The sequence below is a fragment of the Streptomyces nojiriensis genome (assembly GCF_017639205.1).
GTDB classification, from domain to species: domain Bacteria; phylum Actinomycetota; class Actinomycetes; order Streptomycetales; family Streptomycetaceae; genus Streptomyces; species Streptomyces nojiriensis.
The window spans coordinates 2,513,255-2,537,429 of record NZ_CP071139.1 but is presented as its reverse complement, the minus strand read 5'-3'; the positions used below and the strand labels follow the sequence as shown (position 1 = coordinate 2,537,429).

Below are 24,175 nucleotides of genomic sequence, written 5' to 3'. Positions count from 1 at the left end.
CGCACTTTCAGCCCCGCCGGCGTTTGAGGCGCGGGTCCGGGCAGCGCCCGGCACACAACCCGCACCCGGCAGACGGCCCGAGCACCGCACACCGCCGAGCCACCCCGCAGGGGCCCGGCCTGGATCCGGCCGCGCCGAGCCGCACGGTCAGGTGATCGAACAAGTGTTTCGCACGGATATTCGAATTGCTCTATGGTGGAGAGCGGGGGAGGTGTTCATTCGAGCGAAGCAGGAGGCCGCGGGTGCCTGGTTTTACGCATCTGCACACCGTTTCGGGGTTCTCCATGCGCTACGGAGGCGCACACCCGCAGCGGCTGGCGGAGCGTGCCGCCGAGCGGGGCATGGACGCCCTCGCCCTGACCGACCGCGACACCCTCGCGGGCGCGGTCCGGTTCGCGAAGGCGTGTGCACAGGCGGGCATCCGGCCGTTGTTCGGAGTGGACATGGCGGTCCCGCCCGCGACGGGCCCGGCCGGGTCGGGGGGCCCGACCGGGCCCGGCGAGGCCTCGTACCGGCGGCGCACCCCCGTCAAGGGCGGGGCCTTCGTGGACGAGTCCGCCGCGCGCGCCGTCTTCCTGGCCCGGGACGGGGCGGCCGGCTGGGCCGAGCTGTGCCGGATGGTCACCGCCGCCCACGCGGGGGCCGCCGAGGTCCCGCTGGTGCCCTGGGAGGCCCTGCGCGGGGAGGGCGTCTTCGTCCTGCTCGGGCCCGGCTCCGAGGTGGGGCGGGCGCTCGCCGCGGGCCGCCCCGACCGGGCCGTCCGGCTGCTCGCACCCTGGCGGGAGATCTACGGCGATTCCCTGCGCCTGGAGGCCGTCCACCACGGCCGCACCGGCACCGGGCCCGGCTCGCTCCGGCTGGCCGCCCGTACCGTCGGCTTCGCCGCCGAGCAGGGCGTTCCGGCCGTGCTGACCAATGCCGTCCGCTACGCCGACCCCGGCCAGGGACCGGTCGCCGACATCCTCGACGCGGCCCGCCGCCTGGTCCCCATCGACCCCCGCAACCCCGCGTACCCGCTCGACAGCGGCGAGCGCTGGCTCAAGGCCCCCGCCGCCATGGCCGAGGCCGCCGACCGGATCGCGCAGGCGGCCGGCCTGCGCCCCGCCGACGCCAGACGCCTGCTCGCGGAGACCCGGCGCACCGCCGAGGCCTGCTCCGTGGACCCCGAGGGCGACCTCGGCATGGGTTCCGTGCACTTCCCCGAGGCCCGGCTCGTCGGCGCGGCCCACCGCAGCGCCCAGCGGGTCCTCGCCTCCCGGGCCTCGGCGGGCATGGTGCTGCGCGGCTACGCGGGCGACCGGGCGTACTGGGAGCGGGTGCACCAGGAGCTCGACATCATCGCCTACCACGGTTTCGCCTCGTACTTCCTGACGGTCGCTCAAGTGGTGGACGACGTGAGGGAGATGGGAATCCGGGTGGCCGCCCGCGGCTCCGGCGCCGGCTCCCTCGTCAACCACCTGCTCGGGATCGCGCACGCCGACCCCGTCGCCCACGGCCTGCTGATGGAGCGCTTCCTCTCCAAGCGGCGGCGCGTCCTGCCCGACATCGACATCGACGTGGAGTCCGCCCGCCGGCTGGAGGTCTACCGGCGGATCATGGAGCGGTTCGGCACCGAGCGCGTCGCCACCGTCTCCATGCCCGAGACCTACCGGGTCCGGCACGCCATCCGCGACGTCGGCGCGGCCCTGTCCATGGACCCCGCCGTCACCGACCGGCTCGCCAAGGCCTTCCCGCACATCAGGGCCCGCGACGCCCGCGCCGCGCTGGAGGAGCTCCCCGAACTGCGTGACGTGCGGGGGGAGTCGTACGGGCGGCTGTGGGAGCTCGTCGAATCCCTGGATGCGCTGCCGCGCGGGATCGCCATGCACCCGTGCGGGGTGCTGCTCTCCGACGACTCGCTGCTCGCCCGTACCCCGGTGGTGCCCACCAGCGGCGAGGGCTTCCCCATGTCCCAGTTCGACAAGGACGACGTGGAGGAGCTCGGGCTGCTCAAGCTGGACGTGCTGGGCGTGCGGATGCAGTCCGCGATGGCGCACGCGGTCGCGGAGATCCGGCGGGGCACGGGGGAGGAGCTCGACCTGGACGACCCGGCGCAGGTGCCGCCGGGCGACCGGGCCACGTACGAGCTGATCCGCTCGGCCGAGACCCTGGGCTGCTTCCAGATCGAATCGCCGGGCCAGCGGGACCTGGTGGGGCGGCTGCAGCCGGCCACCTTCCACGACCTGGTCGTCGACATCTCGCTGTTCCGGCCGGGGCCGGTGGCCGCCGACATGGTGCGGCCCTTCATCGAGGCCCGGCACGGGCGGGCCCCGGTCCGCTTCCCGCACCCGGACCTGGCCGACGCGCTGCGCGAGACGTACGGGGTGGTGGTCTTCCACGAGCAGATCATCGAGATCGTCCACGTCATGACCGGCTGCGGGCGGGACGAGGCGGACCGGGTGCGGCGCGGGCTGTCCGACCCGCAGTCGCAGCCGCGGATCAAGGTCTGGTTCGCGGCGAAGGCGGCCGAGCGCGGCTATCCGGTGGAGGTGATCGGCCGGACCTGGGAGATCGTGGAGGCCTTCGGTTCGTACGGCTTCTGCAAGGCGCACGCGGTGGCCTTCGCGGTGCCCACGTACCAGTCGGCCTGGCTGAAGGCGCACCACCCGGCGGCCTTCTATGCCGGGCTGCTGACCCACGACCCGGGGATGTACCCGAAACGGCTGCTGCTGGCGGACGCGCGGCGGCGGGGCGTGCCGGTGCTGCCGCTGGACGTGAACCGGTCGGCGGCCGCCCATCATATCGAACTGGTGTCCGATGACGGGGGAGTGTGGGGGCTGCGGCTCGGGCTGTCCGACGTCCACGGCATCAGCGAGGCCGAGGCGGACCGGATCGAGGCGGGGCAGCCGTACGCCTCCCTGCGCGACTTCTGGGACCGGGCGCACCCTGGCCGCCCGGTCGCCGAACGACTCGCGCAGGTAGGGGCGTTGGACGCCTTCGGAGCCAACCGGCGGGACCTGCTGCTGCACGTGTCCGAACTGCACGGCGCGCAGCGGGCCACAGGCGTGCGCGGTCCTCAACTCCCGCTGGAGGGCGGCCGGTCCACGGCCTCCGTCGGTCTGCCCGACCTGACCGAGGCGGAACGGCTCAGCGCCGAGCTGGGCGTCCTCGGCATGGACGCCTCCCGGCACCTGATGGGGGACCACCACGCCTTCCTGGCCGAACTGGGAGTGATCCCGGCGCGCCGGCTGCGGGACACCGAGCACGGGCAGACCGTGCTGGTCGCGGGAGCCAAGGCGGCCACCCAGACCCCGCCGATCCGCTCCGGGAAGCGGGTCATCTTCACGACGCTGGACGACGGGACGGGCCTGGTCGACCTGGCCTTCTTCGACGACAGCCACGAACGCTGCGCGCACACCGTCTTCCACTCCTTCCTGCTGCTGGTACGAGGTGTCGTGCAGCGGCGGGGCCCGCAGAGCCTGAGCGTGGTCGGGGCGGCGGCGTGGAACCTGGCGGAGCTGGTGGAACTGCGGGCGGCGGGCGGCCTGGACGCGGTCGCGGCCCGCCTCGCCGAACCGGCGACCGAGCCGGCCGACCCAAGAGCCCCGGGCGCCGACGGGGAGCCTGCGGCGAAGGGCCCGCAGGGTCCGCATGGTCCCGGCCGCAGGATCCGCATGTCCACGGGGTACGAGATGAACCCCTGGGCCGACCTCCAGCCGCCGGGCACCGGCCCCGCGACCGGCCGCAAGCTGTGGCACTCCAGCCCGGGGAGCGCGGGATGACCGCCGGGACCGCCGCCGAGCGGGTCGTGATGTGCCTGCGCCCGTACCCCGCCGACGGGGGCCCGCTCGGGGCGCGGGAGTACGCCGGGGTGCTCGCGCTGCTCGGGGGCATCACCCCGGCCGTGCAGGCCCTGGCGCCCGACACCGTCCTCGCCGAGGTCCGGGGCGCGCTGCGGTACTTCGACTGCGACGCCATCCGGCTGGCCGCCGTGATCCGGGTCCGGGCCCTCGCCCTGTACGGCGTGGACGCCGCCGTCGGCGTGGCCGGCAACCCCATGCTGGCCCGGGCGGCGGCCCGCGAGGCCCGGCCCGGGGAGACCCTGGTGATCCCCGGGGAGCCCGCCGCCGTACGGGACTTCCTGGCGGGCAAGCCCGTCACCGCCCTCGACGGGGTCGGGCCGAAGGCCGCCCGCACCCTGTGCTCCTACGGCCTCGATTCCGTCGGCCGGGTCGCCGCAGCCCCGCCCGCCGCCCTGCGGCGGATCCTCGGCGCGCGGCTCGGCCGCGAGGTGCACGAGCGCGCCCTCGGGATCGACCGGACCCCCGTCCGGCCGGGCGCTGCCGCCCGCGCCGTCGCCGCCGAGCGGCTCTTCGATCTGGACGAGCTGGATCCCGTACGGCACCGGCGGGCCCTGCTCTCGCTGACGGAGGAGCTCGGCGCGAAGCTTCGTACACAGGAACAGGGCCGGGGGCAGGTCTGCCGCGCCCTCTCGCTCACCGTCCGCTGCGCCGACCGCACCACGCTCACCCGGACGCGCACCCTGGCCGAGCCCACCGCGCACTCGGCCGCCCTGACCGCCACGGCCTACGCCCTCTACGCGGGCCTCGGCCTCCAGCGGGCCCGGGTCCGCGCGCTGTCCCTGCGCGCCGAGGACCTGACCTCGGCCGAACGGGCCACGCGGCAGCTCAGCCTCGACCCCGAGGACGAGAAGGCCCGCCGCCTGGAGGCCGTCACGGACCGGGTCCGCGCGCGCTTCGGGCCGCACGCGATCGCCCGCGGCACGCTGGCCGCCTGACGGTCCGTCCGGCTCCTTGCCGGCGGCCGCCCGGGCGACGCGCGAGTTTTTACCGACGCGTAACTTCCCTGTATTGCTACTCGCCCGTAATTTAGCGGCAGCAGCTCCCCCCTTGTGATCCGGATCACGGGACGAACCCCCACGCTCATCCCCCTGAGTCGACCCGCGAGGAGATCACCCGATGCTGCCCTGGAGACGCCTGCTCCGCCCACTCGCCGTCCTCACCCTCACCGCCGCCGCGCTCGTCGCCCCCACCGGCGCAGCGCAGGCCGCGGCCGCCCCCAGCAGCGGCTGGAACAACTGGTCGTGCAAGCCGTCCGCCGCGCACCCGCGCCCCGTCGTCCTCGTCCACGGCACCTTCGGCAACTCCTGGGACAACTGGCTCGGCCTCGCGCCCTACCTCGTCCACCGCGGGTACTGCGTCTACTCGCTCGACTACGGCCAACTGCCCGGCGTCCCCCTCTTCAACGGGCTCGGGCCCATCGACAAGTCCGCCGGGCAGCTCGACGTCTTCGTCGACAAGGTGCTCGCCGCCACCGGCTCCGCCAAGACCGACATCATCGGGCACTCGCAGGGCGGCATGATGCCGCGCTACTACCTGAAGTTCCTCGGCGGCGCCCAGAAGGTCAACGCGCTGGTCGGGCTCGCCCCCGACAACCACGGCACCACCCTGCTCGGATTCACCAAGCTCCTGCCGTACTTCCCCGGGGCCGAGGACCTGATCAGCACCGCGACCCCGGGCCTCGCCGACCAGATCGCCGGATCCGCCTTCCAGCAGAAGCTGAACGAGGGCGGGGACACCGTGCCAGGGGTGAAGTACACGGTCATCGCGACCAAGTACGACGAGGTGGTGACGCCGTACCGGAGCGCCTTCCTGGACGGGCCGAACGTACGCAACGTCGTACTCCAGGACCTGTGCTTCCTGGACCTCTCGGAGCACGTCGCGATCGGCCTCACCGACCGGATCGCCTGGCACGAGGCGGCCAACGCCCTCGACCCGGCCAACGCCGAACGGACCACCTGCGCCTCGGTCTTCGACTGACCGACCGGGCGCAGGCGGCCGACACGGGCCAGGACCCCGGCGGGGGTCCTGTGACCTGACGTGACCTGACCGGGGCACCTAGCGGCCGTGGCGGCCCGTCGTCGTGCGCGCGGTGCGGCGGCGGGCGGCTGCGAACATCGCGGCCGCGCCGACGGCCAGGGCGGCGGCCCCGGCGATCGCGATCGTCGGGGTGGCGCTGTTGCCGCCCGTCTCCGCGAGGTTGACCTTGTCCGCGGCCGGCGAGGAGGGGCCGGCCGCGATCGGGACGGCGGCGGAATCCTTCGTGCCGTTCGTCTTCGGGTCGTTGTCGCCGTGGCCGTTGTGCTCCACCGTGGACTTGCCGGCGCCGTCGGAGATCTGCTGGTCGGTCGGGGCCGAGGGTTTGTCCGCGGGCTTGTCGGACGGCTTGTCGCTCGGCTTGCCGCCGGGCTTGTCGCTCGGCTTGGTACCCGTCCCGGTGGTCGGAGCGGTACCGGAGCCGCCGCCGTTGCCGCCGTTGCCGCCGCTGTCCTTGCCGAAGACCACGTCGGAGCAGGTGTAGAAGGCCTCCGGGCTGTCGGAGCGCTGCCAGATGCTGTAGATCAGGTGCCGGCCGGACTTGTTCGGGACGGTCCCGGAGAAGACGTAGTCGCCGTTCTGCATGCCCGGGTCGGTGACCTTCGCGAACGGCGCGGGCTCCAGATCGGACCAGGCCAGGGGCTTGGTCGGGTCGTAGCCGTCCTTCGTCACGTACAGCTCGAAGGAGCCCTTGTGCGGGGCCGTGCCCTTGTAGCGGAAGGTGTGCGCGCCGGCGGTCATCGGGCTGGCCGGCCAGTCGGCACGGGCCAGGTCCAGCCCCCGGTACTTGTCGTTGCCGGCGGAGCAGAGCTGGCCGTTCGGGATCAACGACCGGTGGTTGCCGGCCGCGTTGGCGATGTTCACCGCGTTCCAGTCGTAGAACGGCTGCGTCCCGGCGGCCGCGACCGCCGCCTTGCACGCCGCCGACTTCGGGGACTCCGGTCCCTCGGCGTAGCACGCGGCCACCCGGCTGACCGGGTCCGTCATCGAGCCGTGGGCGACCGCGGGAGCCGCCGCGTACGCGGCCAGCGCGAGCGGGGCGAGACCCGCGGAGGCGACACGGGCCAGCGTGACGGCGGTGCGGCGGGGGCGTGCGGGCATGGGGGATCTCCTTCGGGCACAAGGCAGGGGCGTGCCGGCGGAATCGGGCTCCGCGGTGCGCCGCCCCCCGGCGGCGCCACAACGGGCCCTTCCTGTCCTGGCCCGGCCAAGCTAGCCGTCCCGACCACGCCTTTTGCCGCCTCGGGCCCACCGGAGCGGATCCTTAGGGTCCCCTTAAGCCAGGGACAAGCACCGCCTCAGGAAGCGGCATTGCGGAACCCCTGCACCCCAGGGGATCCGGAAAGAGCTCGGAGGGCAGCGTCCGGCTCGGGAGAACATTCGTGCCAGACGGCCGCGCGTGGCCTTGGGCTCGCGTCACCGGAGGGTCCATTTGGCAGGCAGAGACCCCTTCGGCCGAGAAGCTGCCTTCAAATCGAAGGCTATGAATTTCGTGAACGGTATCACAAATGATTTTAAGGGGTTTTTACCTTCGAATCTAAGGCTACTGTGGGCATGCGAGAGAGCCCCACGGACTTCCGGCTCCCAACCATCAGTACTGGGGCTCTCTCTGCGATCCACTCGTTCCGAATCAAGAACAGGCGATCACGTGAACCACTCTACGGACACCCCTGACGAACTGCCGTGTCGCCAACCGGTGGAGGGGGAGGGGCGATCGCGGTGCCATCCTCGGTGCGGCCAACTCAAGACTCTCGCCGGGTACGCGCTGCGAGGTGCGGCGTACGCCCTGGGTGCCTCGCTCACGGGGCTCTCCGTGAGCGAGCTGATGGAATGGTTGAAGGGCAAGCTCTGACGCTGGCGACCCGCCGGTGGCGAGAGATGGCCTAGCGGATCTGGTCGGCCGCCCACGCGGCCCACTCGCGGCGCATCGCGTTGAAGCGGAGGCCGTACTCCAGGGCGATCTTGCCATTCACCGAGAGCGGGTCGTCGCACCAGTCGATGGAGTCGGCCAGTCGGTGCAAGGCCTCGTGCTCCTGCTCCGACAGCTCCATGAGTTCGGTGAGGTAGCTCCGCGCCTGATCCGGCGTGATCACGTTGAGGAAGAACACCCGCAGCAAGATGTCGCTCCGGGTGTTGCGTTGGGGCTTGGTCTCCGTCAGCCAGTGGCGCAGCTCCGCCAGACCCTCGTCGGCAAGGGTGTACTCCTTGCGGCCGCGCGGGCCCTGGGCCGAGACGCTGATCAGCCCGTTGTCGGCGAGCTTGGACAGCTCCGTGTACATCTGGCTCTGCGTGGCGGGCCAGACGTTGGCCAGGGAGGTCTCGAAGCGCTTCAGCAGGTCGTAGCCGCTGGCGGGGCGCTCTGACAGGAGTCCGAGGAGGGCGTGTCGAAGGCTCATGCCATCACTTTACCTTCCACTGTTGACATGTCGAGAGTGGAGCTTCTAGTTTCTACATGTCACAACAGGAATGTCAGCAGCTCGGGGGTCTTCGATGTCGTACTTACGCACCTTCCTTCCCTGGATCGTCTTCGCGGTGGTCCCGTCCGCCCAGTGGCAGTGGGGGGCGCTCGCCGGTCTGCTGGTGGCGGTGGCGGTGATCGCCCAACAGCGGCGTACGGGAGTCGGCTTCGACGCTCTGATCATGGAAGTCGGCTCGGCCGTCTTCTTCGCGGTCCTGGCGGCCCTCTCCTTCGCAGACCCCCATTCGGCCGTACACGCCTACTCGGCGGCGCTCTCCTCGGCCACCCTGGCCCTCATCGCCGGGGCCTCGTTGCTCGCGGGCAAGCCGTTCACGCTGGGCATCGCCAAGCGCACCACCCCACCCGAGGTCTGGAGCCTCAAGCCCTTCGTCCGGGTCAACGTGGTCATCACCACCGTGTGGACGGCCGCCTTCGCCGTCACGGCGGGCGCCCTCGCGGCCCTCGCCCACGCCGGCCAGGACCACTCCACGACGGCGACACTCGTCCAGGCCGCCGGGTTCGTCGTCCCCATGCTGTTCACCGTGCGCTACGTCGCCACTGTTCAGGCCAGGGCCAAGGCCAACGGCTAGGGCTGGTCAGCCCCTGTCCATCGTCGTCGTCGGCGCGGTCACCGCCACGACGCCGGGTCAGGCCGTCGCCGACACACCGGCGTCGTCCGCCGCCGCGTCCAGTGCGGCGAACCCGGGCTTCCTGCCCCACTTCACCCCGGCCGTGCCCCATCCGACCACCGCCTCGGCGGCGCAGCTGGCCGCAGGCCGGCCGGGGCCTTCGCCACTCTGGCCGCGGATTCCGGTGGGGCGGTCAGGGGTCGGTGGTGGTCGTGAGGAGGCTTCTCACCTGGGCGGCCGTCCAGTTGCCGGCGGCTCCGGGGCAGGCCGCGAGGTAGCGGGCGATGTCCTGCTCCTCCCAAGGGCCGGACTCCAGGAGGCCGGCGGCCAGGTAGCGCAGGTAGGAGCCCGACGGGTTGAGCACCTCGACGTCCCGAAGGCTCCACGGCGCGGTGAAGGTCAGCATGGGGATGCCCTCGATCGTGCCCGGGCAGATCAGCGTCTGGTACCGCCCCGGGCCCAGCTCGTCACGACCGTCCCGCAGGGCCGCCGTCAGGTCCAGGTCCGCCCCCGGCTCCTCGTACATCTCCTGCGCGGCGATGTCGGACATCTGGCCCACCGTCACCAGGTGCGCCCGTGCCCGCGTGCGCCCGGGAGCCGCGGGGTCGTAGAACGCCCGGCCCCCCGTCCACACCGGGGACTCCGTGGCGAAGTACAGGCGGCCTGCCAGCTCGACCGCGATCGAGCGCTCGGGCGCCCGGTGGTCCCGGCAGCCCGGGTACGTGCGTGCCGCGCCCGGCGGGGTCCCGCCGGCGAGGTACGCGGCGAGGCGGTCCATGTGCATGTTGGACCCGTAGGAGGCGTACCAGACGCGGTCGGGCGCGGGGATCGACTCGGCGAGCGGGGTGGCGGTGTGGACGGGCACGCTCAGTTCCTCGGAGATCGGCGATCGGGGATCCGGGATCGGGGATCCGGAATCTCCCCTGTCATATGCCTATCGGGCCGCTGGGGCCCGTGCGTATGGTGTGGCCCCGGACCATCCCGGGCCCGGCGCCCTCCCGGCTCCCCACGGGAGGGCCGCCGCGCGCCCCGCGTCCCACCTCCCCCGGACTACGGGAGGAGCGCGGAAAGTCCGGCCGCGGACCGGGCCTGGTCGTCCAGTGCGTCGAGGGCCCGTACGGCCTGGGCCGCGGCCTCCGGGTCCGTCGCGGCGAGCCCGCTCTCGGCGAACTCGTCCTCGTCCAGCCGCAGCACGGAGCTCCCGTCCGCCGAGACCCACAGGTCGAGGTCCAGGTCCTCCACGAGGATCTCCCCGCTCCGCACCAGGGCCGGGCGCGTGACGTCGCAGTACCAGCCCTTGAGGACACCGCCCGCCGTCCACACCTCCTTGACCGCGTACCAGCGGGTCCGCCAGAAGTGCTCGATGAACACGTCGCCCGGCTCGAAGCGCACGAAGCCGAAGTCCCGTACGCCCTCAGCCGCCCAGGGCGCGCGCACGGAGATCCGGTCGCCGTCGTCGGCGACCTGCGCCGCCGGGTAGCGGATCTTGGTCTGCCCGGCCTTGGTCAGGACGACGGTCAGCTGTGCGGTCACAGGGTCTCCAGCTTCTTCGTGTAGCGCGTCTCGGTCGCGCAGATCTCGTAACCGAACCACTCGTTGATGGCGAGCATCGGGCCGTTGCCCGCGTCGTTGCCGGTGAAGGCCTCGGTGTACCCGGCCGCGCGGGCCCGGTGCAGGGAGGCCGTCTTGGCGAGCTTGGCCAGCCCCCGGCCGCGGAAGGCGCGCAGGGTGCCGGTCATCGCCGAGGCGTAGCGCGTCCGGCCATCGGTCTGCGCCGCGGCGAAGGAGGCCACGACGCCGTCGACCAGGGCGACCGTGGTCAGCTCCTTGTCGAGGGACGGGCTGTTCCAGGTGTGCGCGAGCCAGTCCTCGTAGTCGGCGAGCTCCGCCTGCACATCGCCCGGTTCGTCGGAGGTCGCCTCGGCGTCGGCCTCGAACAGCGGCCGCGGGTCGGCGGCGAAGGCCGAGCCGGGGCGCAGCTCGACCCCGGCCGGAAGGTCCCGCGGGAGCTCGGGCAGCGCGGCCGCGGCCAGGTCCAGGCGCAGGAAGTGCGCCGACCGGCTGGGGTGGTACCCGCGCCGCTCGGCGAAGGCGCGCGGGGCGGGCTCGTCGAGCACCCAGGAGTACACGTCCACCGCGTCCCGCGCGGCGAGGTGCTCCTCGGCGGTGCGCAGCAGGAGGGCGCCGGCGCCGAGGCCGCGGTGGGCGGGATCGACGTAGGCGTTGACGTACGACTGGCCGGGCTCGGGGCTGTCGTACACGATGCCGACCTGGGCGGTGCCGATGACCCGGCCGTCCGCGGTCTCCGCGACGAGGATCCGGTGGTGCTTCGCCGGGTGCGCGCTGGAGAGTTCGAAGGCCACCCCCTCGGCGGTGATGATCAGGAACGGCAGCGCGGCGCGGCGCACCCGCGCGACGGACTCCGCGTCCGAGGGGTCACCGGCACGAAGGTCGCGGATCGATACGGTCATGAGGCAGACGCTACGTGCGCCTTCGCGGCAGGCGCCTCCCAATTAACCGCCGATGGTGGACAATCACCCGCGTGACCTCGACAAACCTGAAGATCACCATCGACGGCTCGGCCGGGTCGGCCGCCCCGTACGAACAGCTGCGCGCGCAGATCGCCGACCGGGCCCGGTCGGGGAAGCTCCCGGCGGGCTTCAAACTGCCGACGGTACGGGGCCTCGCGGAGGAGCTGGGGCTGGCCGCCAACACGGTCGCGAAGGCGTACCGGGCGCTGGAGGCGGACGCGGTGATCGAGACTCGGGGCCGGAACGGGACCTTCATCGCGGCCGCCGGGGACGCGGTGTCCCGTGAGGCGGCCGCGGCGGCCCAGGCGTACGCGGACCGCGTCCGTCGGCTCGGTCTGACCCAGGCCGAGGCCCTGTCCGCAGCCGCGGACGCCCTCCGGGCCCGGTACGCCACCAAGTAAGCGGCCCGCGGCCCGGCGGCAGGGGAAGCCCGTCCGGCCTGCCGCGTGGGCCCGGCCGCCTGCGGGGGCTCCGCCCCCGGCCCCCGCGCCTCAAACGCCGGCGGGGCTGGATCTTGCTTCCGTCGCCGACCGCCGGCCGGGCTGGACTTCGGCCCGCCGCAGGTGGCAAGGGCGCACCGCCGGAGGCTAGAGGTACAGCCCTGCCTCCGAGCTGTGCGGCTGCGGCGGCAGGATCGCCGCCGGGCCCGTGCCGCGGCGCAGGGCGAACAGCTCCGCCAGGCTGGCGCCTTCGCGGGAGACGCCCTCGTCCGTACCCAGCCAGTCCACCGCCTCCCGGTGGGTCAGCCGACCGACCTCGATGCGGGCCAGGCAGCGCCCCGGGCGGACGACCGCCGGGTGGAGCCGTTCCAGGTCCTCGTTGGTGGTGACCCCCACCAGGACGTTGCGGCCCTGCCCCAGCAGTCCGTCCGTCAGGTTCAGCAGCCGGGACAGCGCCTGCCCGGCGGTGTGCCGGGCCTCGCCCCGGATCAGCTCGTCGCAGTCCTCCAGCAGCAGCAGCCGCCAGCGGCCCTTCGCCGTGCCCTCGTCCTCGCCGATCGCGATGTCCATCAGGTAGCCCACGTCGTTGAACAGCCGCTCCGGGTCCAGGACGCAGTCCACCTGGCACCAGTCGCGCCAGGACCGGGCCAGCGTGCGCAGTGCGGAGGTCTTGCCCGTGCCGGGCGGCCCGTGCAGCAGCAGCAGCCGGCCCGCGATGTCGTCCGGGGTCACCTTCATCAGCCGGTCCATCGCCCCGGCCACCGGCGCGGTGTAGTTGGGCCGCACCTCCGCCCAGGTCCCGGCCGCGATCTGGCGGGTCGTCCGGTACGGGCCGCGGCGCGGGGAGACGTACCAGAAGCCCATCGTGACGTTCTCGGGCTGCGGTTCGGGCTCGTCCTGCACGCCTTCCGTGGCCTTGCCGAGCACACCGGCGGCGAGTTCGTCGCTCACCGCCGTCACGGTGACGTCCGCGCCCCGGCTCCAGCGCGAGACGAGCATGGTCCAGCCCTCGCCCTCGGCGAGGGTGGCGCTGCGGTCGCTGTCGCGCGCCGAGCGCAACACCGTGGCCTCCGGCGGCAGGAGGGTGGCCTCAGCCTTGACCCGCTCGATCGACACGCTGTGCGAGTACGGCTGCTCGCCGGACGCGAACCGGCCGAGGAAGAGCGCGTCGACGACGTCCGACGGTGAGTCGCTGTCGTCGACGTTGAGCCGGATCGGCAGCGCGTCATGCGGGTTGGCTGACATGGCGCCCATGATCCGGCACGCGATGCCCTCGTGCACCCGTGTTTCGCCGGATCGGGTGCCCGGGTTCCCTCTTCAAACGCCATCGGAGTGAAGGTTCGGGTCGCAACTCCGCCCCGAACATTCTTGGCATGGACACTTCCGGCCAACCTCGGCTGCTTGTACCACGGACTCAGGAGTAACCCCCACAAGGAGCCGCACACATGAGCATGAATCTGTCGCGCTTCGCTGCCCTGACCTCCTCCCTCTTACTCGCCGCGGGCGCCACCCTGTTCGGCGCGGGCCAGGCGGCCGCCACCGCCCGGGCCGACTTCGGCTACGTCGCCCTCGGCGACTCGTACTCCTCCGGCGTCGGCGCCGGCAACTACGACAGCGCGAGCGGCAACTGCAAGCGCACCAGCCGCGCCTACCCGGCCCTGTGGGCCGCCGCCCATTCCCCCCAGACCTTCTCCTTCACCGCCTGCTCGGGCGCTCGTACGGGTGATGTCCTCGCGAGCCAGCTCGCCCCGCTCAACTCCGGCACCGACCTGGTCAGCATCACCATCGGTGGCAACGACGCCGGATTCTCCGACGTCATGACGACCTGCGTCCTCCAGTCCGAATCCACCTGTGTCAGCCGCGTGAACCAGGCCAAGGCCTACGTGGACTCCACCCTCCCGGGCCAGCTCGACCAGGTCTACAACGCCATCGACAGCCGCTCACCCGGCGCGCACGTCGTCGTCCTCGGCTATCCCCGCTTCTACAAGCTGAACGGCACCTGCACCAGCGGCCTGACCGAGGGCGAGCGGGCCGCCATCAACGGCGCCGCCGACTACCTCAACGCCGCCATCGCCAAACGCGCCGCCGACCACGGCTTCACCTTCGCCTCGGTCGCCGGTGCCTTCACGGGTCACGAGATCTGCTCCGGCAACGCGTGGCTGCACAGCGTCAACTGGCTGAACATCGGCGAGTCGTACCACCCGACCGCGGCCGGACAGTCCGGCGGCTACCTGCCGGTCCTCACGAACGCCGCCTGATCGGCCCGGTCCGGTCCGGTTCGCCGAGCCCGGGGGCCGCGGGATCCGCGGGATCCGCCGGAGCGCTCGCCGTCGGCGAGGCCGGTGACGGACTCGGCCCGGGGGAGGGGGCCCCGCTCGTCGGGGTCCCCTTCCGGCACGTCACCGAGGTGGCCACCCACTGGGTGGCCACCTCGGCCGGTCCCCGCACCTCCAGCCGGACCGCGTCCTCGAAGACCCCGTCCGGTTCGTGCGTGAGCTCCGTGTGTTCCAGCCGCCGGCTCCTCGGCCCGCCCTCCTCGTACGTGACGGAGCGCCAGTCGGGGCCGGACGTCCGCCCGCTCCGCGTGGCCCAGCGGTACTCCAGCACGACCGGGGTGCGCTCCACCTCGACGGTGGCCGTGAAGGCGGGCGCGTGCTCGGCGGGCGGCGGGCAGCTGCCCGTGTAGGAGGAGCGCACCGTGTCCACGTACACCGAGACGTGCTGCCCCGCAGTGGCCGGGGCGGACACCGGCGCAGAGGCCGACGGAGCCGCCGAAGGAGTCGTGGTGACGGTCCGGGCGGTGGTCGCCGAGCCGGTCGGCGCGCCGCCGTTCCCGCCGCCCCGCCCGCCCTTGTTCCCGCGGTCGTCGAGCAGCAGCCACCCCACCGCGACCAGGGCCAGCAGCATCAGCACGATCCCGACCGTCAGTACCAGCCCGGCGCGGCCCTCGCGCGCCCCGGGTCCGGGTCCGGGTCCGGGTCCGGGCACGGGGCGCGGCGGCGGCGTCCCGTACGGCGCCGCGTACCCCTCGCCGGCCCCTTGGCCGCGGCCCGCCCCCTGTCCGTGGTGCGCCGCCGAAGTCGTCGGCGCGTCCGGCCCCGACACCGGCCCGCCGGGGGCCCGTACGGTCCCGCCCGCGCCCACCACGCGCAGCATCCGGGCCGCCTCCGCCGCGGGCAGCCGCTCGGCCGGGTCCTTGCGCAGCAGCCCCTCCAGTACGGGCTCCAGCGCCCCGGCCCGGCGCGGCGGCGGCAACTCCGCGTCCACCACGGCCCGCAGGGTGTCCAGCGGTGTGGCCTGCCGGAAGGGCGAGACCCCCTCGACGGCGGCGTAGAGCATGACCCCGAGCGCCCACAGGTCCGACGCGGGTCCCGGATCGCGCCCCAACGCCCGCTCCGGCGCCAGGAATTCGGGCGAGCCGACCACCTCGCCCGTCATGGTGATCGCCGAGGAGCCCTCCAGGGTCGCGATCCCGAAGTCGCCGAGCACCACCCGGCCGTCGTTGGCGATCAGGACGTTGCCCGGCTTCACGTCCCGGTGCAGCACCCCCGAGTCGTGCGCGGAGCGCAGCGCGGCGAGCACCTGTTCCCCGATGTGCGCGGCCCGCTGAGGGGTCATCGGCCCCTCGGCCTCCAGTACGTCCGCCAGCGAGAGCCCGCGCACCAGCTCCATCACGATCCAGGGGCGCCCGCCCTCGGAGGCCACGTCGTAGACGGTGACGACCCCGCGGTGCGAGACCCGGGCCGCGGCCCAGGCCTCCCGCTCCAGCCGCCGGTACAGCCGCTCCAGTTCGGCGGGTTCCAGTCCGGCCGGCGCCCGTACCTCCTTGACGGCGACCTCGCGGGCGAGTACCTCGTCGCGGGCCCGCCACACGATGCCCATCCCGCCCTGACCGATCGGTTCGAGCAGCCGATAGCGGCCCGAGATGACACGATCGGAGTTCGATTGGTCACTCACGCGCGCCCCCGAGTGTGCTCCCGTGCGCCCGCGTGTCATCGGGCGATCACTCCAAGTTAGCGCAGTGCGAGCCGTGTGGCTCCTGTCGTGACGGGACTCGCGCAGAGGCCTTTCGCAGCGTGACGTCTGTGCGGAGAGTAATCGGCGACTCCGTTGAGTAATCGTCAACTCCCCGTCGCCGCAGGGGTAATTCACACCACCGGGATACCCGGGGGCGACGCGGGGGCGATAGGGTTAACCTGCCCGGGCCGGGTGCCCTCGTATGGGTGGGGAGAGATCATGGAACAGATAGCAATGCGCAGCAGGCCGCCTCGCGTGCCTGCCATCACCTGCGGCAGCAGTGCGACCAGCTCGCGCCTCGACCGCCACCTCGCCGTGCTGGGCGGTCCCGCCGTCCCGCACCGGGAGGCCGCCGAGGCGACGCTGCTGATGCGCGAGCTCACCTCCCGCGACCACACGCACCGTCTGCGGAGCCGGAGCGCGCGCGTCTCGCTCTTCGCGCCGCTGCGCCGTCTGCGTCGCACGCTCTTCGGCAGCCGCCGCTCGTAACCTTCCCCGCACCGCAGCCGTCGGCCTCCGGGCCACCGGCTCCCCGGCCCTACCCGATCACACCGTCCCGGCGCAGTTCCGAGATCTGTGCGTCCGCCATCCCCAGGGCGCGCAGCAGGGACTCGGTGTGCTCGCCCAGCGCGGGCACCGCACCCATGTGCGGTGCCGCGCCGCCCGGCAGCCCGATCGGCGGCAGCAACGCCCGCAGCGGACCGACGGGTGAATCCACCTCCCGCCAGCGGTCCCGGGCCGCGAGTTGCGGATGTCCGGCCAGCTGGGCCACCGAGTTCAGCCGCGCGCACGCGATGCCCGCCGCCTCCAGCCGCCCGATCGCCTCGTCCGCGCCGAGCCGGCCCAGTGCCTCCGCCACCACCGCATCGGTCTTCTCCCGGTTCGCGGTGCGCGCCGCGTTCGTCGCGTACGCCGGATCCACGGCCAACTCGGGCCGTTCCAGGACCTGCTCGGCCAGCCGCCGCCACTCGCGGTCGTTCTGCACCGACAGCAGCACCCGGTCCCCGTCGGCCGTCGCGTAGGCGTCGTAGGGCGCGATCACCGCGTGCGCCAGGCCGGTGCGCACGGGCTGCTCCCCGCCGTGCATCGTGTGGTGCAGCGGGTGGCCCATCCACTCGGCGAGCGCGTCCAGCATCGACACCTCCACCCGGCCCCCGCGCCCGGTGGCCCCGCGGCGCAGCAGAGCGGCCAGGACCCCCGAGAAGGCGTACATGGCCGCCGCGATGTCCGCGGCCGGGATGCCCGCCTTGACGGGACGCTCCGGGGTGCCGGTCACCGACACCAGGCCCGCCTCGCACTGGACGAGCATGTCGTAAGCACGCTTGTGGGCGTACGGGCCCTCGGCGCCGTAGCCGGAGACGTCCACGGCGACCAGCCGGGGGTAACGCGCGCACAGCGCGGCCGAGTCGAGCCCCAGCCGGGCCGCGGCCCCCTGTGCGAGGTTCTGCACGAAGACGTCGGCTCCGGCCAGCAGCCCGTGCAGGACCTCCCGGCCGCGCGGGTCCTTCAGGTCGAGCGCGATCGACTCCTTGCCCCGGTTCGCCCACACGAAGTGCGAGGCGAGGCCGTGCGCGGCCGTGTCGTAGGCGCGGGCGAAGTCGCCGCCGTCGGGGCGTTCGACCTTGATCACCCGGGCGCCCAGGTCGGCGAGCTGGCGGGTGGCGAAGGGGGCCGAGACGGCCTGTTCGACGGCGACGACGGTGATGCCGTCCAGGGGGAGCGGTTCGGTAGCCATGGGCCCTGCCTACCGGGTCGGACGGGCCGCTGTCACCACATCGGCGGCGATGCGCGCCATTGATCACATAGGTCAACCGGTGCGGGGCGCTGCGGGGGGCCGGTGCGGGGGCCGGCGCGGCGGGCGGTCACCGGCCGCGCGCGAACCTGCGGGTCGCCAGCGGCACGAACAGCGCGAGCAGCAGCCCCGACCACAGCAGCGCACCGGCCACGGGATGGGCCGCGGGCCAGGCGGCGCCGGCCGCGGCCTCGCCCCCGGCGTTCCCGCACAGCGCGCGCACGGCGGTGGCGACGGCGCTGATCGGGTTCCACTCGGCGATCGTCCGCAGCCACCCGGACAGCCCCGCGGTCGGCAGGTACGCGCTGGAGAGCATCGGCAGGACGAAGGTGGCGCTGCCGAGCTGGCCGGCCGCCTCCTCGCTGCTGCTCAGCAGGCCGAGGTACGTCCCCACCCATGCCGTGGCGAAGCGGAACAGCAGCAGCACGCCCAGGGCCGCCAGCGCGCCGGGCAGGCCGTTTTCGATGCGCCAGCCCATCGCCAGCCCCACCAGCATCAACGGCACCATCGACACGCCGGTGGTCAGCAGATCGGCGGCCGTCTGCCCGAGCGGTACGGCGCTGCGGCTCATCGGCAGGGTCCGGAAGCGGTCCATGACCCCGCGGTGGGCGTCCTGCGCGGCCGTGAACATGCCGGTCATCAGGCCGTTCGCGGCGGTGGCGGCCAGCAGCCCGGGGACCAGGAACTCGCGGTACTCCGCGCCCGGCATCGCGAGCGCGCTGCCGAAGACGTAGCCGAAGAACAGCAGCATGGTGATCGGCATGGTCTGGGTGAGGACCAGCAGCGCCGGGGCGTGCCGGGCCTTCTGGAGCTGGCGGGTGAGGACGGCTCCGCCGTCGGACAGCAGGGTGCTCATGCGGCGTACTCCTGATCGGCGGCGTCGGCGTCGAAGTCGGCGGGGGCGTCGGCGTCTTCGCCGGCGTCGGCGGAGCGGGCCTGGGTGAGGCGCAGGAACACCTCGTCGAGGGTGGGCGGGCGCAGGGTCGCGTCCGTGACCGGGACCCCGGCGGTGTCGAGTTCCCGGATGATCCGCGGCAGGGTGAGGGCGCCGTCGAGGACGGTGACCCCGACGCTCAGCCGCTCCTCGTCGAGCGCGGGCCGGCCGCCGGTGAGCTGGTCGAGTACGGCGGCGGCGCGGGCGAGCGCCCCGCGTTCCGCGACGGTGACCTCGGCGCGGGCACCGATCCGGGCCTTCAGCCCGGCCGGGCTGCCGGTGGCGGCGACCCGGCCGCGGTCGACGACCACGATCTCGCCGGCCAGCCGGTCGGCTTCCTCCAGGTACTGGGTGGTGAGCAGCACCGAGGTGCCCTCGGAGCCCTTCTCGACGAGTTCCCGCACCGCCGTCCAGATCTGCTCGCGGGCCGCCGGGTCCAGGCCGGTGGTGGGCTCGTCGAGGAACAGCACCCGGGGGCGGGTGACCAGGCCGGCGGCCAGGTCCAGGCGCCGCTTCATGCCGCCGGACCAGGTGGACGCCATCCGGTCGGCGGCCTCGCCGAGTCCGAAGCGCTCCAGCAGCTCGTCCGCGCGGGCCCGGCCCGCGCGGCCGCGCAGTCCGGCCAGCCGGGCGAAGAGCCGGAGGTTCTCACGGCCGGTCAGGTCCCCGTCGACGGAGGCGTACTGGCCGGTGACGCCGATGGCGCGGCGGACGGCCGCGGGATCCCGGGTGACGTCGTGACCGGCGACGAGGGCGCGGCCGCCGGTGGGTGCGGTGAGCGTGGTGAGGATCCGGACGGCGGTGGTCTTGCCCGCGCCGTTGGGGCCGAGGAGGCCGCAGACCGTGCCCTCGGGGACGGCGAGGTCCAGGCCGCGCAGGGCGCGGACCTCGCCGTAGCTCTTCTCCATGCCTTCACTGAGTACAGCGTACGTAGTTGTCATGTGCGCCACGGTACCTCACTACGTACGATGTACGTAACTAAGATGGTGGGGAGACGACGAGGTGATCTGAGCCATGACAGCCGGCGGGCGACCCGCTGAACCCGAAGTGATCTGGTCCCGCCCCCAGCGGGCCGGCCGCGGCCCCAGGCCCGCGCACAGCCGCGAGTCCATCGCGTCCGAGGCGGTGCGGATCGCCGACGAGGAGGGGATCGAGGCCGTCTCCATGCGGCGCGTGGCGGCCGGGATCGGCGCGGGGACGATGTCCCTCTACAATTACGTGCCGCGCAAGGAGGACCTGTACGAGCTGATGGTCGACGCGGTCAGCGGGGAGTACGAGTTCCCCGCGCCGACCGGCGACTGGCGGGCCGACCTGCTCGTGCTCGCCCGCGGGACGCGCGCGCTGATGCACCGCCATCCCTGGCTGCCGCGCCTGCTGAGCCCCGTCTACGGCTTCGGTCCGAACGCCCTGCGCTACCTGGAGTACAGCCTGGACTGCCTGGCCCCGCTCGACGTGCCGGACGGCGAGAAGCTGGAGCTCGTCGCCGCCGTCAACGGGGCCGTCGCGACCTACGTGGCCAGTGAGCTGGCGCTGGCCGAGCGGGCCCGGTCGCTTCCCTGGGGCGAGGCGGAGGAGCAGCGCGTACGGACGGCCTGGCTCGGCTCCCGGCTGGCCACCGGGGAGTACCCGCGGCTGGCGGCGGCCCTCGGTGGCGGCGGCCCGGTCCCGGGCGCCGGGCTCGACATGGCCCAGGTCTTCGACCGTACGGTGTCCCGGCTGCTGGGGGCCTGGGGGGCGTAGGGGGTGTCTTGCCGGGCTCGCGGGGCCCGGCACCGCGCCCCATCCCCCAGACTCCGTCCGGGGGGACCCCCAGGTTGTCCTCGGATCCTCAGAGGAGGGCGAACTGCCCGCCCGGGCCCTCCTCCTGGTGGTCCAGCACCGAAGCCGGGCGCCGGGCCCAGGCCGGCGGCGGCAGCACCCCGGCCGTGCGCAGCGCCTGGTCCGGCAGCCCCGGCCCGGGCTCGAACGCGGCCCGCTCCGGGGCCAGTTCGGCCAGCAGCGCCAACGTGGTCACCAGGGACAGCAGCTCCGAGGTCCAGCTCTGCGGCCATTCGGCCGGCCCCAGCGCGGCCAGACCGTCGGCGTCCGGACCCCGGTGCGCGGTGCGGGCGGCGAACCAGGCCGGGAGCACCCGCACGCCCTGCGCCTCGTACTCCCAGGCCCCGGCCGGCACGGGGGAGACCGTCCCGCTCCCCAGGCTCAGCGTCTCGCTCCCGGCGTCGTACGCGAGCTCGCGCGGCCAGCCCGCGACCGCCGAGCGGACGTACGGGCGGCGCCCGCCGGGCAGCCGGGGCGGCTCACCGCCGCGGGCGCCGCGCAGCTGCACGTCCAGCAGCCGGTGCCCCAGCTCCAGGCCGGCCCGCCAGCGCTCGGGGTCGGCGGCGAGCGGGACCTCGTACCCGCGCGGGCCCGGGCGGCCGGCCGCGAGGATCCAGCTCAGGACGTCCTCGGGGGTGACGCGGCCGCCGTGGTGCGCACCGAGCAGGGGCAGCAGTCCGGGGGCGAGATTCGGCTCGGCGCCGCCGGGGCGCCGGTGCAGGGGGCGGATCCGGCCGAGCCGGCCGACGGGGAGGTGCGCGGTGACCAGTGGATCCGGGGTCAGGGCGAGGAACAGCTGGTGCTCGTCCCGTACCCGCCAGAGCTCGGGGCGGGCCGCGTCGATGAGCCGCTGGTCGGGCAGCAGCCACTGCTCGTCGAAGGGCTCGCGGAGCACCCGTACGGGGTCGGGGCAGGGGCCCGGGTCGTCGGCGAAACGGGCCGTGGCCGCCGAGCGCTGCCCCGGCAGGGCGGCCGCCCCGGCGTCGGGCCCGCGGCTGCGGCTCGGGCGGAACAGCCGCTCCCGCTCGGCGCCTTCGGAGCCGGTCAGGGCGGCCCAGCGGGCGCGCAGGGCCGCCGGATCGGGTGCGGCCACCCAGTCCCGGCCCAGGCGCAGGCCGCCCACGGACCAGGGCATCAGATCGTCGAGCAGCGGTACGTCTTCGCTCACGCCGCCGATGGTAGCGACGGCCTCCGATGGCCGGGCTGCGTCCAGGCCGAAGAGCTAGGCTGCTTATGTACGCATACGTACGGTATCGACCGGGGAGGCGGTCATGAGCCAGTACGACGAATACACGACCCCGTCACAGGCCGAGGGCGAGCGCCTCGACGAGGACATGGACGAGGCCCAGCGCAAGCAGCGGCACCCCCAGACGATGCGGACCACGCCCTCCCAGGCGGAAGGCGAGCGCACCAGGGAGGACGACGAGAAGTAGGCGCGCGGCGGCGCAAGGCCGCCCGGGCGGCGCCGGAAGGCGGCCGTGGGCCGTCACGCGGCCGTCACGGGGTGGTCAGTGCGCGTCGACCGTCACGGTGAAGGAGAACCGGTCGCCCCGGTACCGGATCCGGGCCACGTCCACCACCCGGCCGTCCTCGTCGTACGTGACGCCCGTGTAGTGCAGGATCGGGCTCAGCAACGGCACCTGGAGCAGCTCGGCCGTCTCCGGGTCGGCCAGCCGCGCCTCCACCGTGTCCGTGATCCGGCTGATGCGCACCCCCACGATGTCCCGCAGGACCTTCGTCATCGGCCAGCGCTCGAGATCCGCGAGATCCACCGCCTCGGCGAACTCCGGGAGGACGGCGTTCTCCGCCCAGTTGGTCGGCTCGCCGCTCTCCCGGTCGTGGCGCAGGCGGCGGTACGTGACCACCTCGGCCGTGCCCGGGAAGTGCTCCAGCAGCTCCCCCGACACGGCCGTGCGGCCGTGCCCGAGGATCGTCGTGCGGTCGCCCGACTGCTGGGCCACGATCGCGTCGACCGAGCCCAGCAGCCGCACCGGGGTGCTGCGCAGCGCGCCCGGCTCGATGAACGTGCCGCGCCGCCGGTGCCGGCTGATCAGCCCCTCGCCCTCCAGCTCCTTGAGCGCCTGCCGCATGGTCAGCACGCTCACCCCGTAGTGCCCGGCCAGCTGCTCCTCGGTGGGCAGGCGCAGCGAGGCGTCCGGGGTGCGCCCCAGTATCGAGGCGCGCAGTGACTGCGACACCTGGTACCAGAGCGGCAGCTTCCGGTTCAGTACCAGCGAGTCGGGGGCGAAGGCGGTCACGGGTGGTTCTCCGAAGGCTGGACAGGGGGGAGGTGCGGCGCATGCAGGGTACGGCGCATGCAGCGTATGCAGTGCAGGTCAGGCGCGGAAGTGGCGCTGCAGACCCTGCCACACGTCGTCGTAGCCGCGCTGGAGGTGATCGGCGCCGGCCGCCTGCGCGGTCGCGGTGATCGGCCAGCGGGTCTCGAACATGAAGGCCAGGCCGTCGTCGATCTTCTGCGGCTTCAGCTCGGCCGCACTCGCCCGCTCGAAGGTCTCGTGGTCGGGTCCGTGCGCGGACATCATGTTGTGGAGCGAGCCGCCGCCGGGGACGAAGCCTTCGGCCTTGGCGTCGTAGGCCCCCTCGATGAGGCCCATGTACTCGCTCATCACGTTGCGGTGGAAGTAGGGCGGGCGGAAGGTGTCCTCGCCGACCAGCCAGCGCGGGGCGAAGACCACGAAGTCCACGCCCGCCAGCCCCGGGGTGTCGGAGGGCGAGGTCAGGACGGTGAAGATCGACGGGTCGGGGTGGTCGTAGCTGATCGAACCCAGGACGTTGAAGCGGCGCATGTCGTACACGTACGGGACGTGGCTGCCGTGCCAGGCGACCACGTCGAGGGGGGAGTGGTCGTAGGTGGCGGACCAGAGGTTGCCGCAGAACTTGTTGATCACCTCGGTCGGGCGCTCGGTGTCCTCGTACGCGGCGACGGGGGCCTGGAAGTCGCGTGCGGCGGCGAGGCCGTTGGCGCCGATCGGGCCCAGGTTCGGCAGCTCGAAGGGCTGGCCGTAGTTCTCGCAGATGTAGCCGCGGGCGTCGGCGTCGAGCAGCTCGACGCGGAAGCGCACGCCGCGGGGGATCAGGGCCATGTCGCCCGGGCGGGCGGCGAGCAGGCCCAGCTCGGTGCGCAGGAGCAGCCCGCCGCGCTCGGGGACGATGAGCAGCTCGCCGTCGGAGTCGCTGAACACCCGGTCGGTCATGTCGGCGTTGGCGGCGTAGAGGTGGATGGCCATGCCGGCGCGCTGGGCGGCGTCGCCGTTGCCGCCGAGGGTCCACAGGCCGGAGAGGAAGTCGGTGCCGGGGGCCGGGTCGGGCAGCGGGTTCCAGCGGAGCCGGTTCGGGTCCGCCGCGGACTCGGTGAAGGGCGCGGAACGCAGGGCCCCGTTGTCGATCCGGGTGAAGGGCGGGTGTGCGGCCGAGGGGCGGATCCGGTAGAGCCAGGAGCGGCGGTTGTGGGTGCGGGGCTCGGTGAAGGCGCTGCCGCTGAGCTGCTCGGCGTAGAGGCCGAGGGGTGCGCGCTGGGGCGAGTTCCGGCCGATCGGCAGTGCGCCGGGGACGGCCTCCGAGCTGTGCTCGTTGCCGAAGCCGGTGAGGTACTCCAGTGCCTCCGCCGTCTTCCTGGCCTGCTCGCTCATGTGCTGCTCCCGCTCCGTCGAAGGAATCCT

22 protein-coding genes are annotated in these 24,175 nt (G+C 73.5%); 9 read left to right on the top strand and 13 right to left on the bottom strand.

The window, feature by feature from the left end; all coding sequences use genetic code 11:
- The first annotated feature begins 284 nt into the window (after positions 1-284).
- The 3 genes from JYK04_RS11870 to JYK04_RS11860 all read left to right on the top strand — a co-directional run bounded on the left by JYK04_RS11870 (position 285) and on the right by JYK04_RS11860 (position 5,819).
- Positions 285-3,761 (top strand): DNA polymerase III subunit alpha, encoded by a 3,477-nt coding sequence (locus JYK04_RS11870; RefSeq protein ID WP_229875700.1) that lies wholly within the window; start codon positions 285-287, stop codon positions 3,759-3,761.
- Positions 3,758-4,777: a DinB/UmuC family translesion DNA polymerase gene (locus JYK04_RS11865; RefSeq protein ID WP_189739766.1), complete on the top strand. Its 1,020-nt coding sequence runs from the start codon at positions 3,758-3,760 to the stop codon at positions 4,775-4,777. The genes JYK04_RS11870 and JYK04_RS11865 overlap by 4 nt, the downstream gene beginning before the upstream one ends.
- A 181-nt stretch (positions 4,778-4,958) precedes the next feature.
- Positions 4,959-5,819, top strand: coding sequence for an esterase/lipase family protein (locus tag JYK04_RS11860; RefSeq protein WP_189739768.1), 861 nt, complete (start codon positions 4,959-4,961; stop codon positions 5,817-5,819).
- A 78-nt stretch (positions 5,820-5,897) separates the two neighbouring features.
- On the opposite strand, the gene JYK04_RS11855 is transcribed toward JYK04_RS11860, so the two are convergent.
- Positions 5,898-6,977, bottom strand: coding sequence for a lytic polysaccharide monooxygenase auxiliary activity family 9 protein (locus JYK04_RS11855; protein ID WP_189739770.1), 1,080 nt, complete (start codon positions 6,975-6,977; stop codon positions 5,898-5,900).
- A 782-nt stretch (positions 6,978-7,759) separates the two neighbouring features.
- Complete coding sequence (locus tag JYK04_RS11850) at positions 7,760-8,272, bottom strand: PadR family transcriptional regulator (protein WP_189739772.1); 513 nt, start codon at positions 8,270-8,272, stop codon at positions 7,760-7,762.
- Positions 8,273-8,366: 94 nt separating this feature from the next.
- Between JYK04_RS11850 and JYK04_RS11845 the strand changes: the two genes are divergently transcribed.
- Complete coding sequence (locus tag JYK04_RS11845; protein WP_189739775.1) at positions 8,367-8,924, top strand: hypothetical protein; 558 nt, start codon at positions 8,367-8,369, stop codon at positions 8,922-8,924.
- A gap of 232 nt (positions 8,925-9,156) precedes the next feature.
- Here the strand turns inward: JYK04_RS11845 and JYK04_RS11840 are convergent, their stop codons facing one another.
- The 3 genes from JYK04_RS11840 to JYK04_RS11830 all read right to left on the bottom strand — a co-directional run bounded on the left by JYK04_RS11840 (position 9,157) and on the right by JYK04_RS11830 (position 11,434).
- Positions 9,157-9,828, bottom strand: a complete 672-nt coding sequence (locus JYK04_RS11840; protein ID WP_189739778.1) for a histone deacetylase — start codon at positions 9,826-9,828, stop codon at positions 9,157-9,159.
- A 185-nt stretch (positions 9,829-10,013) separates the two neighbouring features.
- Positions 10,014-10,496, bottom strand: a complete 483-nt coding sequence (locus JYK04_RS11835) for a ribonuclease FAU-1 family protein (RefSeq protein ID WP_189739781.1) — start codon at positions 10,494-10,496, stop codon at positions 10,014-10,016.
- Entirely contained in the window at positions 10,493-11,434 is a 942-nt protein-coding gene (locus JYK04_RS11830; RefSeq protein WP_189739784.1) for a GNAT family N-acetyltransferase, read from the bottom strand. The genes JYK04_RS11835 and JYK04_RS11830 overlap by 4 nt, the downstream gene beginning before the upstream one ends.
- A gap of 71 nt (positions 11,435-11,505) precedes the next feature.
- On the opposite strand from JYK04_RS11830, the gene JYK04_RS11825 reads away from it, so the two are divergent.
- The gene (locus tag JYK04_RS11825; RefSeq protein WP_229875708.1) at positions 11,506-11,895 is read left to right on the top strand and encodes a GntR family transcriptional regulator; all 390 of its coding nucleotides are present in this window, start codon (positions 11,506-11,508) and stop codon (positions 11,893-11,895) included.
- Positions 11,896-12,081: 186 nt separating this feature from the next.
- Here JYK04_RS11825 and JYK04_RS11820 read toward each other — a convergent pair whose 3' ends face one another.
- Positions 12,082-13,179 carry a DUF5925 domain-containing protein gene (locus JYK04_RS11820; RefSeq protein ID WP_301372125.1) on the bottom strand — a complete coding sequence of 366 codons (1,098 nt, stop codon included), beginning with the start codon at positions 13,177-13,179 and terminating at the stop codon, positions 12,082-12,084.
- Positions 13,180-13,385: 206 nt separating this feature from the next.
- Between JYK04_RS11820 and JYK04_RS11815 the strand changes: the two genes are divergently transcribed.
- Positions 13,386-14,192 carry an SGNH/GDSL hydrolase family protein gene (locus JYK04_RS11815; protein ID WP_189740477.1) on the top strand — a complete coding sequence of 269 codons (807 nt, stop codon included), beginning with the start codon at positions 13,386-13,388 and terminating at the stop codon, positions 14,190-14,192.
- On the opposite strand, the gene JYK04_RS11810 is transcribed toward JYK04_RS11815, so the two are convergent.
- Positions 14,176-15,891 carry a serine/threonine-protein kinase gene (locus JYK04_RS11810; protein ID WP_229875710.1) on the bottom strand — a complete coding sequence of 572 codons (1,716 nt, stop codon included), beginning with the start codon at positions 15,889-15,891 and terminating at the stop codon, positions 14,176-14,178. The genes JYK04_RS11815 and JYK04_RS11810 overlap by 17 nt on opposite strands.
- 279 nt (positions 15,892-16,170) lie before the next feature.
- On the opposite strand from JYK04_RS11810, the gene JYK04_RS11805 reads away from it, so the two are divergent.
- Positions 16,171-16,440: a hypothetical protein gene (locus JYK04_RS11805; protein ID WP_172671376.1), complete on the top strand. Its 270-nt coding sequence runs from the start codon at positions 16,171-16,173 to the stop codon at positions 16,438-16,440.
- A 49-nt stretch (positions 16,441-16,489) separates the two neighbouring features.
- Here JYK04_RS11805 and JYK04_RS11800 read toward each other — a convergent pair whose 3' ends face one another.
- From JYK04_RS11800 to JYK04_RS11790, 3 genes are all read right to left on the bottom strand, one after another.
- Positions 16,490-17,686, bottom strand: coding sequence for a CaiB/BaiF CoA transferase family protein (locus JYK04_RS11800; RefSeq protein ID WP_189739792.1), 1,197 nt, complete (start codon positions 17,684-17,686; stop codon positions 16,490-16,492).
- 127 nt (positions 17,687-17,813) lie between these two features.
- A complete protein-coding gene (locus tag JYK04_RS11795; RefSeq protein WP_189739795.1) occupies positions 17,814-18,599 on the bottom strand; it encodes an ABC transporter permease in 786 nt (261 codons plus the stop codon).
- Positions 18,596-19,618: an ATP-binding cassette domain-containing protein gene (locus JYK04_RS11790; protein ID WP_189739798.1), complete on the bottom strand. Its 1,023-nt coding sequence runs from the start codon at positions 19,616-19,618 to the stop codon at positions 18,596-18,598. Before JYK04_RS11790 ends, JYK04_RS11795 begins: the two co-directional genes overlap by 4 nt.
- Before the next feature lie 73 nt (positions 19,619-19,691).
- On the opposite strand from JYK04_RS11790, the gene JYK04_RS11785 reads away from it, so the two are divergent.
- On the top strand, positions 19,692-20,417 hold the full coding sequence (locus tag JYK04_RS11785; RefSeq protein ID WP_189739801.1) for a TetR/AcrR family transcriptional regulator: 726 nt from the start codon (positions 19,692-19,694) through the stop codon (positions 20,415-20,417).
- Positions 20,418-20,505: 88 nt separating this feature from the next.
- Here the strand turns inward: JYK04_RS11785 and JYK04_RS11780 are convergent, their stop codons facing one another.
- Complete coding sequence (locus JYK04_RS11780; RefSeq protein WP_189740480.1) at positions 20,506-21,630, bottom strand: type ISP restriction/modification enzyme; 1,125 nt, start codon at positions 21,628-21,630, stop codon at positions 20,506-20,508.
- Positions 21,631-21,766: 136 nt separating this feature from the next.
- Here JYK04_RS11780 and JYK04_RS11775 point away from each other — a divergent pair, with 136 nt between their 5' ends.
- Positions 21,767-21,928: a hypothetical protein gene (locus JYK04_RS11775; RefSeq protein ID WP_189739804.1), complete on the top strand. Its 162-nt coding sequence runs from the start codon at positions 21,767-21,769 to the stop codon at positions 21,926-21,928.
- 75 nt (positions 21,929-22,003) lie between these two features.
- Here JYK04_RS11775 and JYK04_RS11770 read toward each other — a convergent pair whose 3' ends face one another.
- Together JYK04_RS11770 and hmgA are read right to left on the bottom strand one after the other, a co-directional pair.
- On the bottom strand, positions 22,004-22,753 hold the full coding sequence (locus JYK04_RS11770; RefSeq protein ID WP_030723202.1) for a GntR family transcriptional regulator: 750 nt from the start codon (positions 22,751-22,753) through the stop codon (positions 22,004-22,006).
- 78 nt (positions 22,754-22,831) lie between these two features.
- Positions 22,832-24,145: a homogentisate 1,2-dioxygenase gene (hmgA, locus tag JYK04_RS11765; protein ID WP_189739807.1), complete on the bottom strand. Its 1,314-nt coding sequence runs from the start codon at positions 24,143-24,145 to the stop codon at positions 22,832-22,834.
- Between the last annotated feature and the right edge of the window lie 30 nt (positions 24,146-24,175).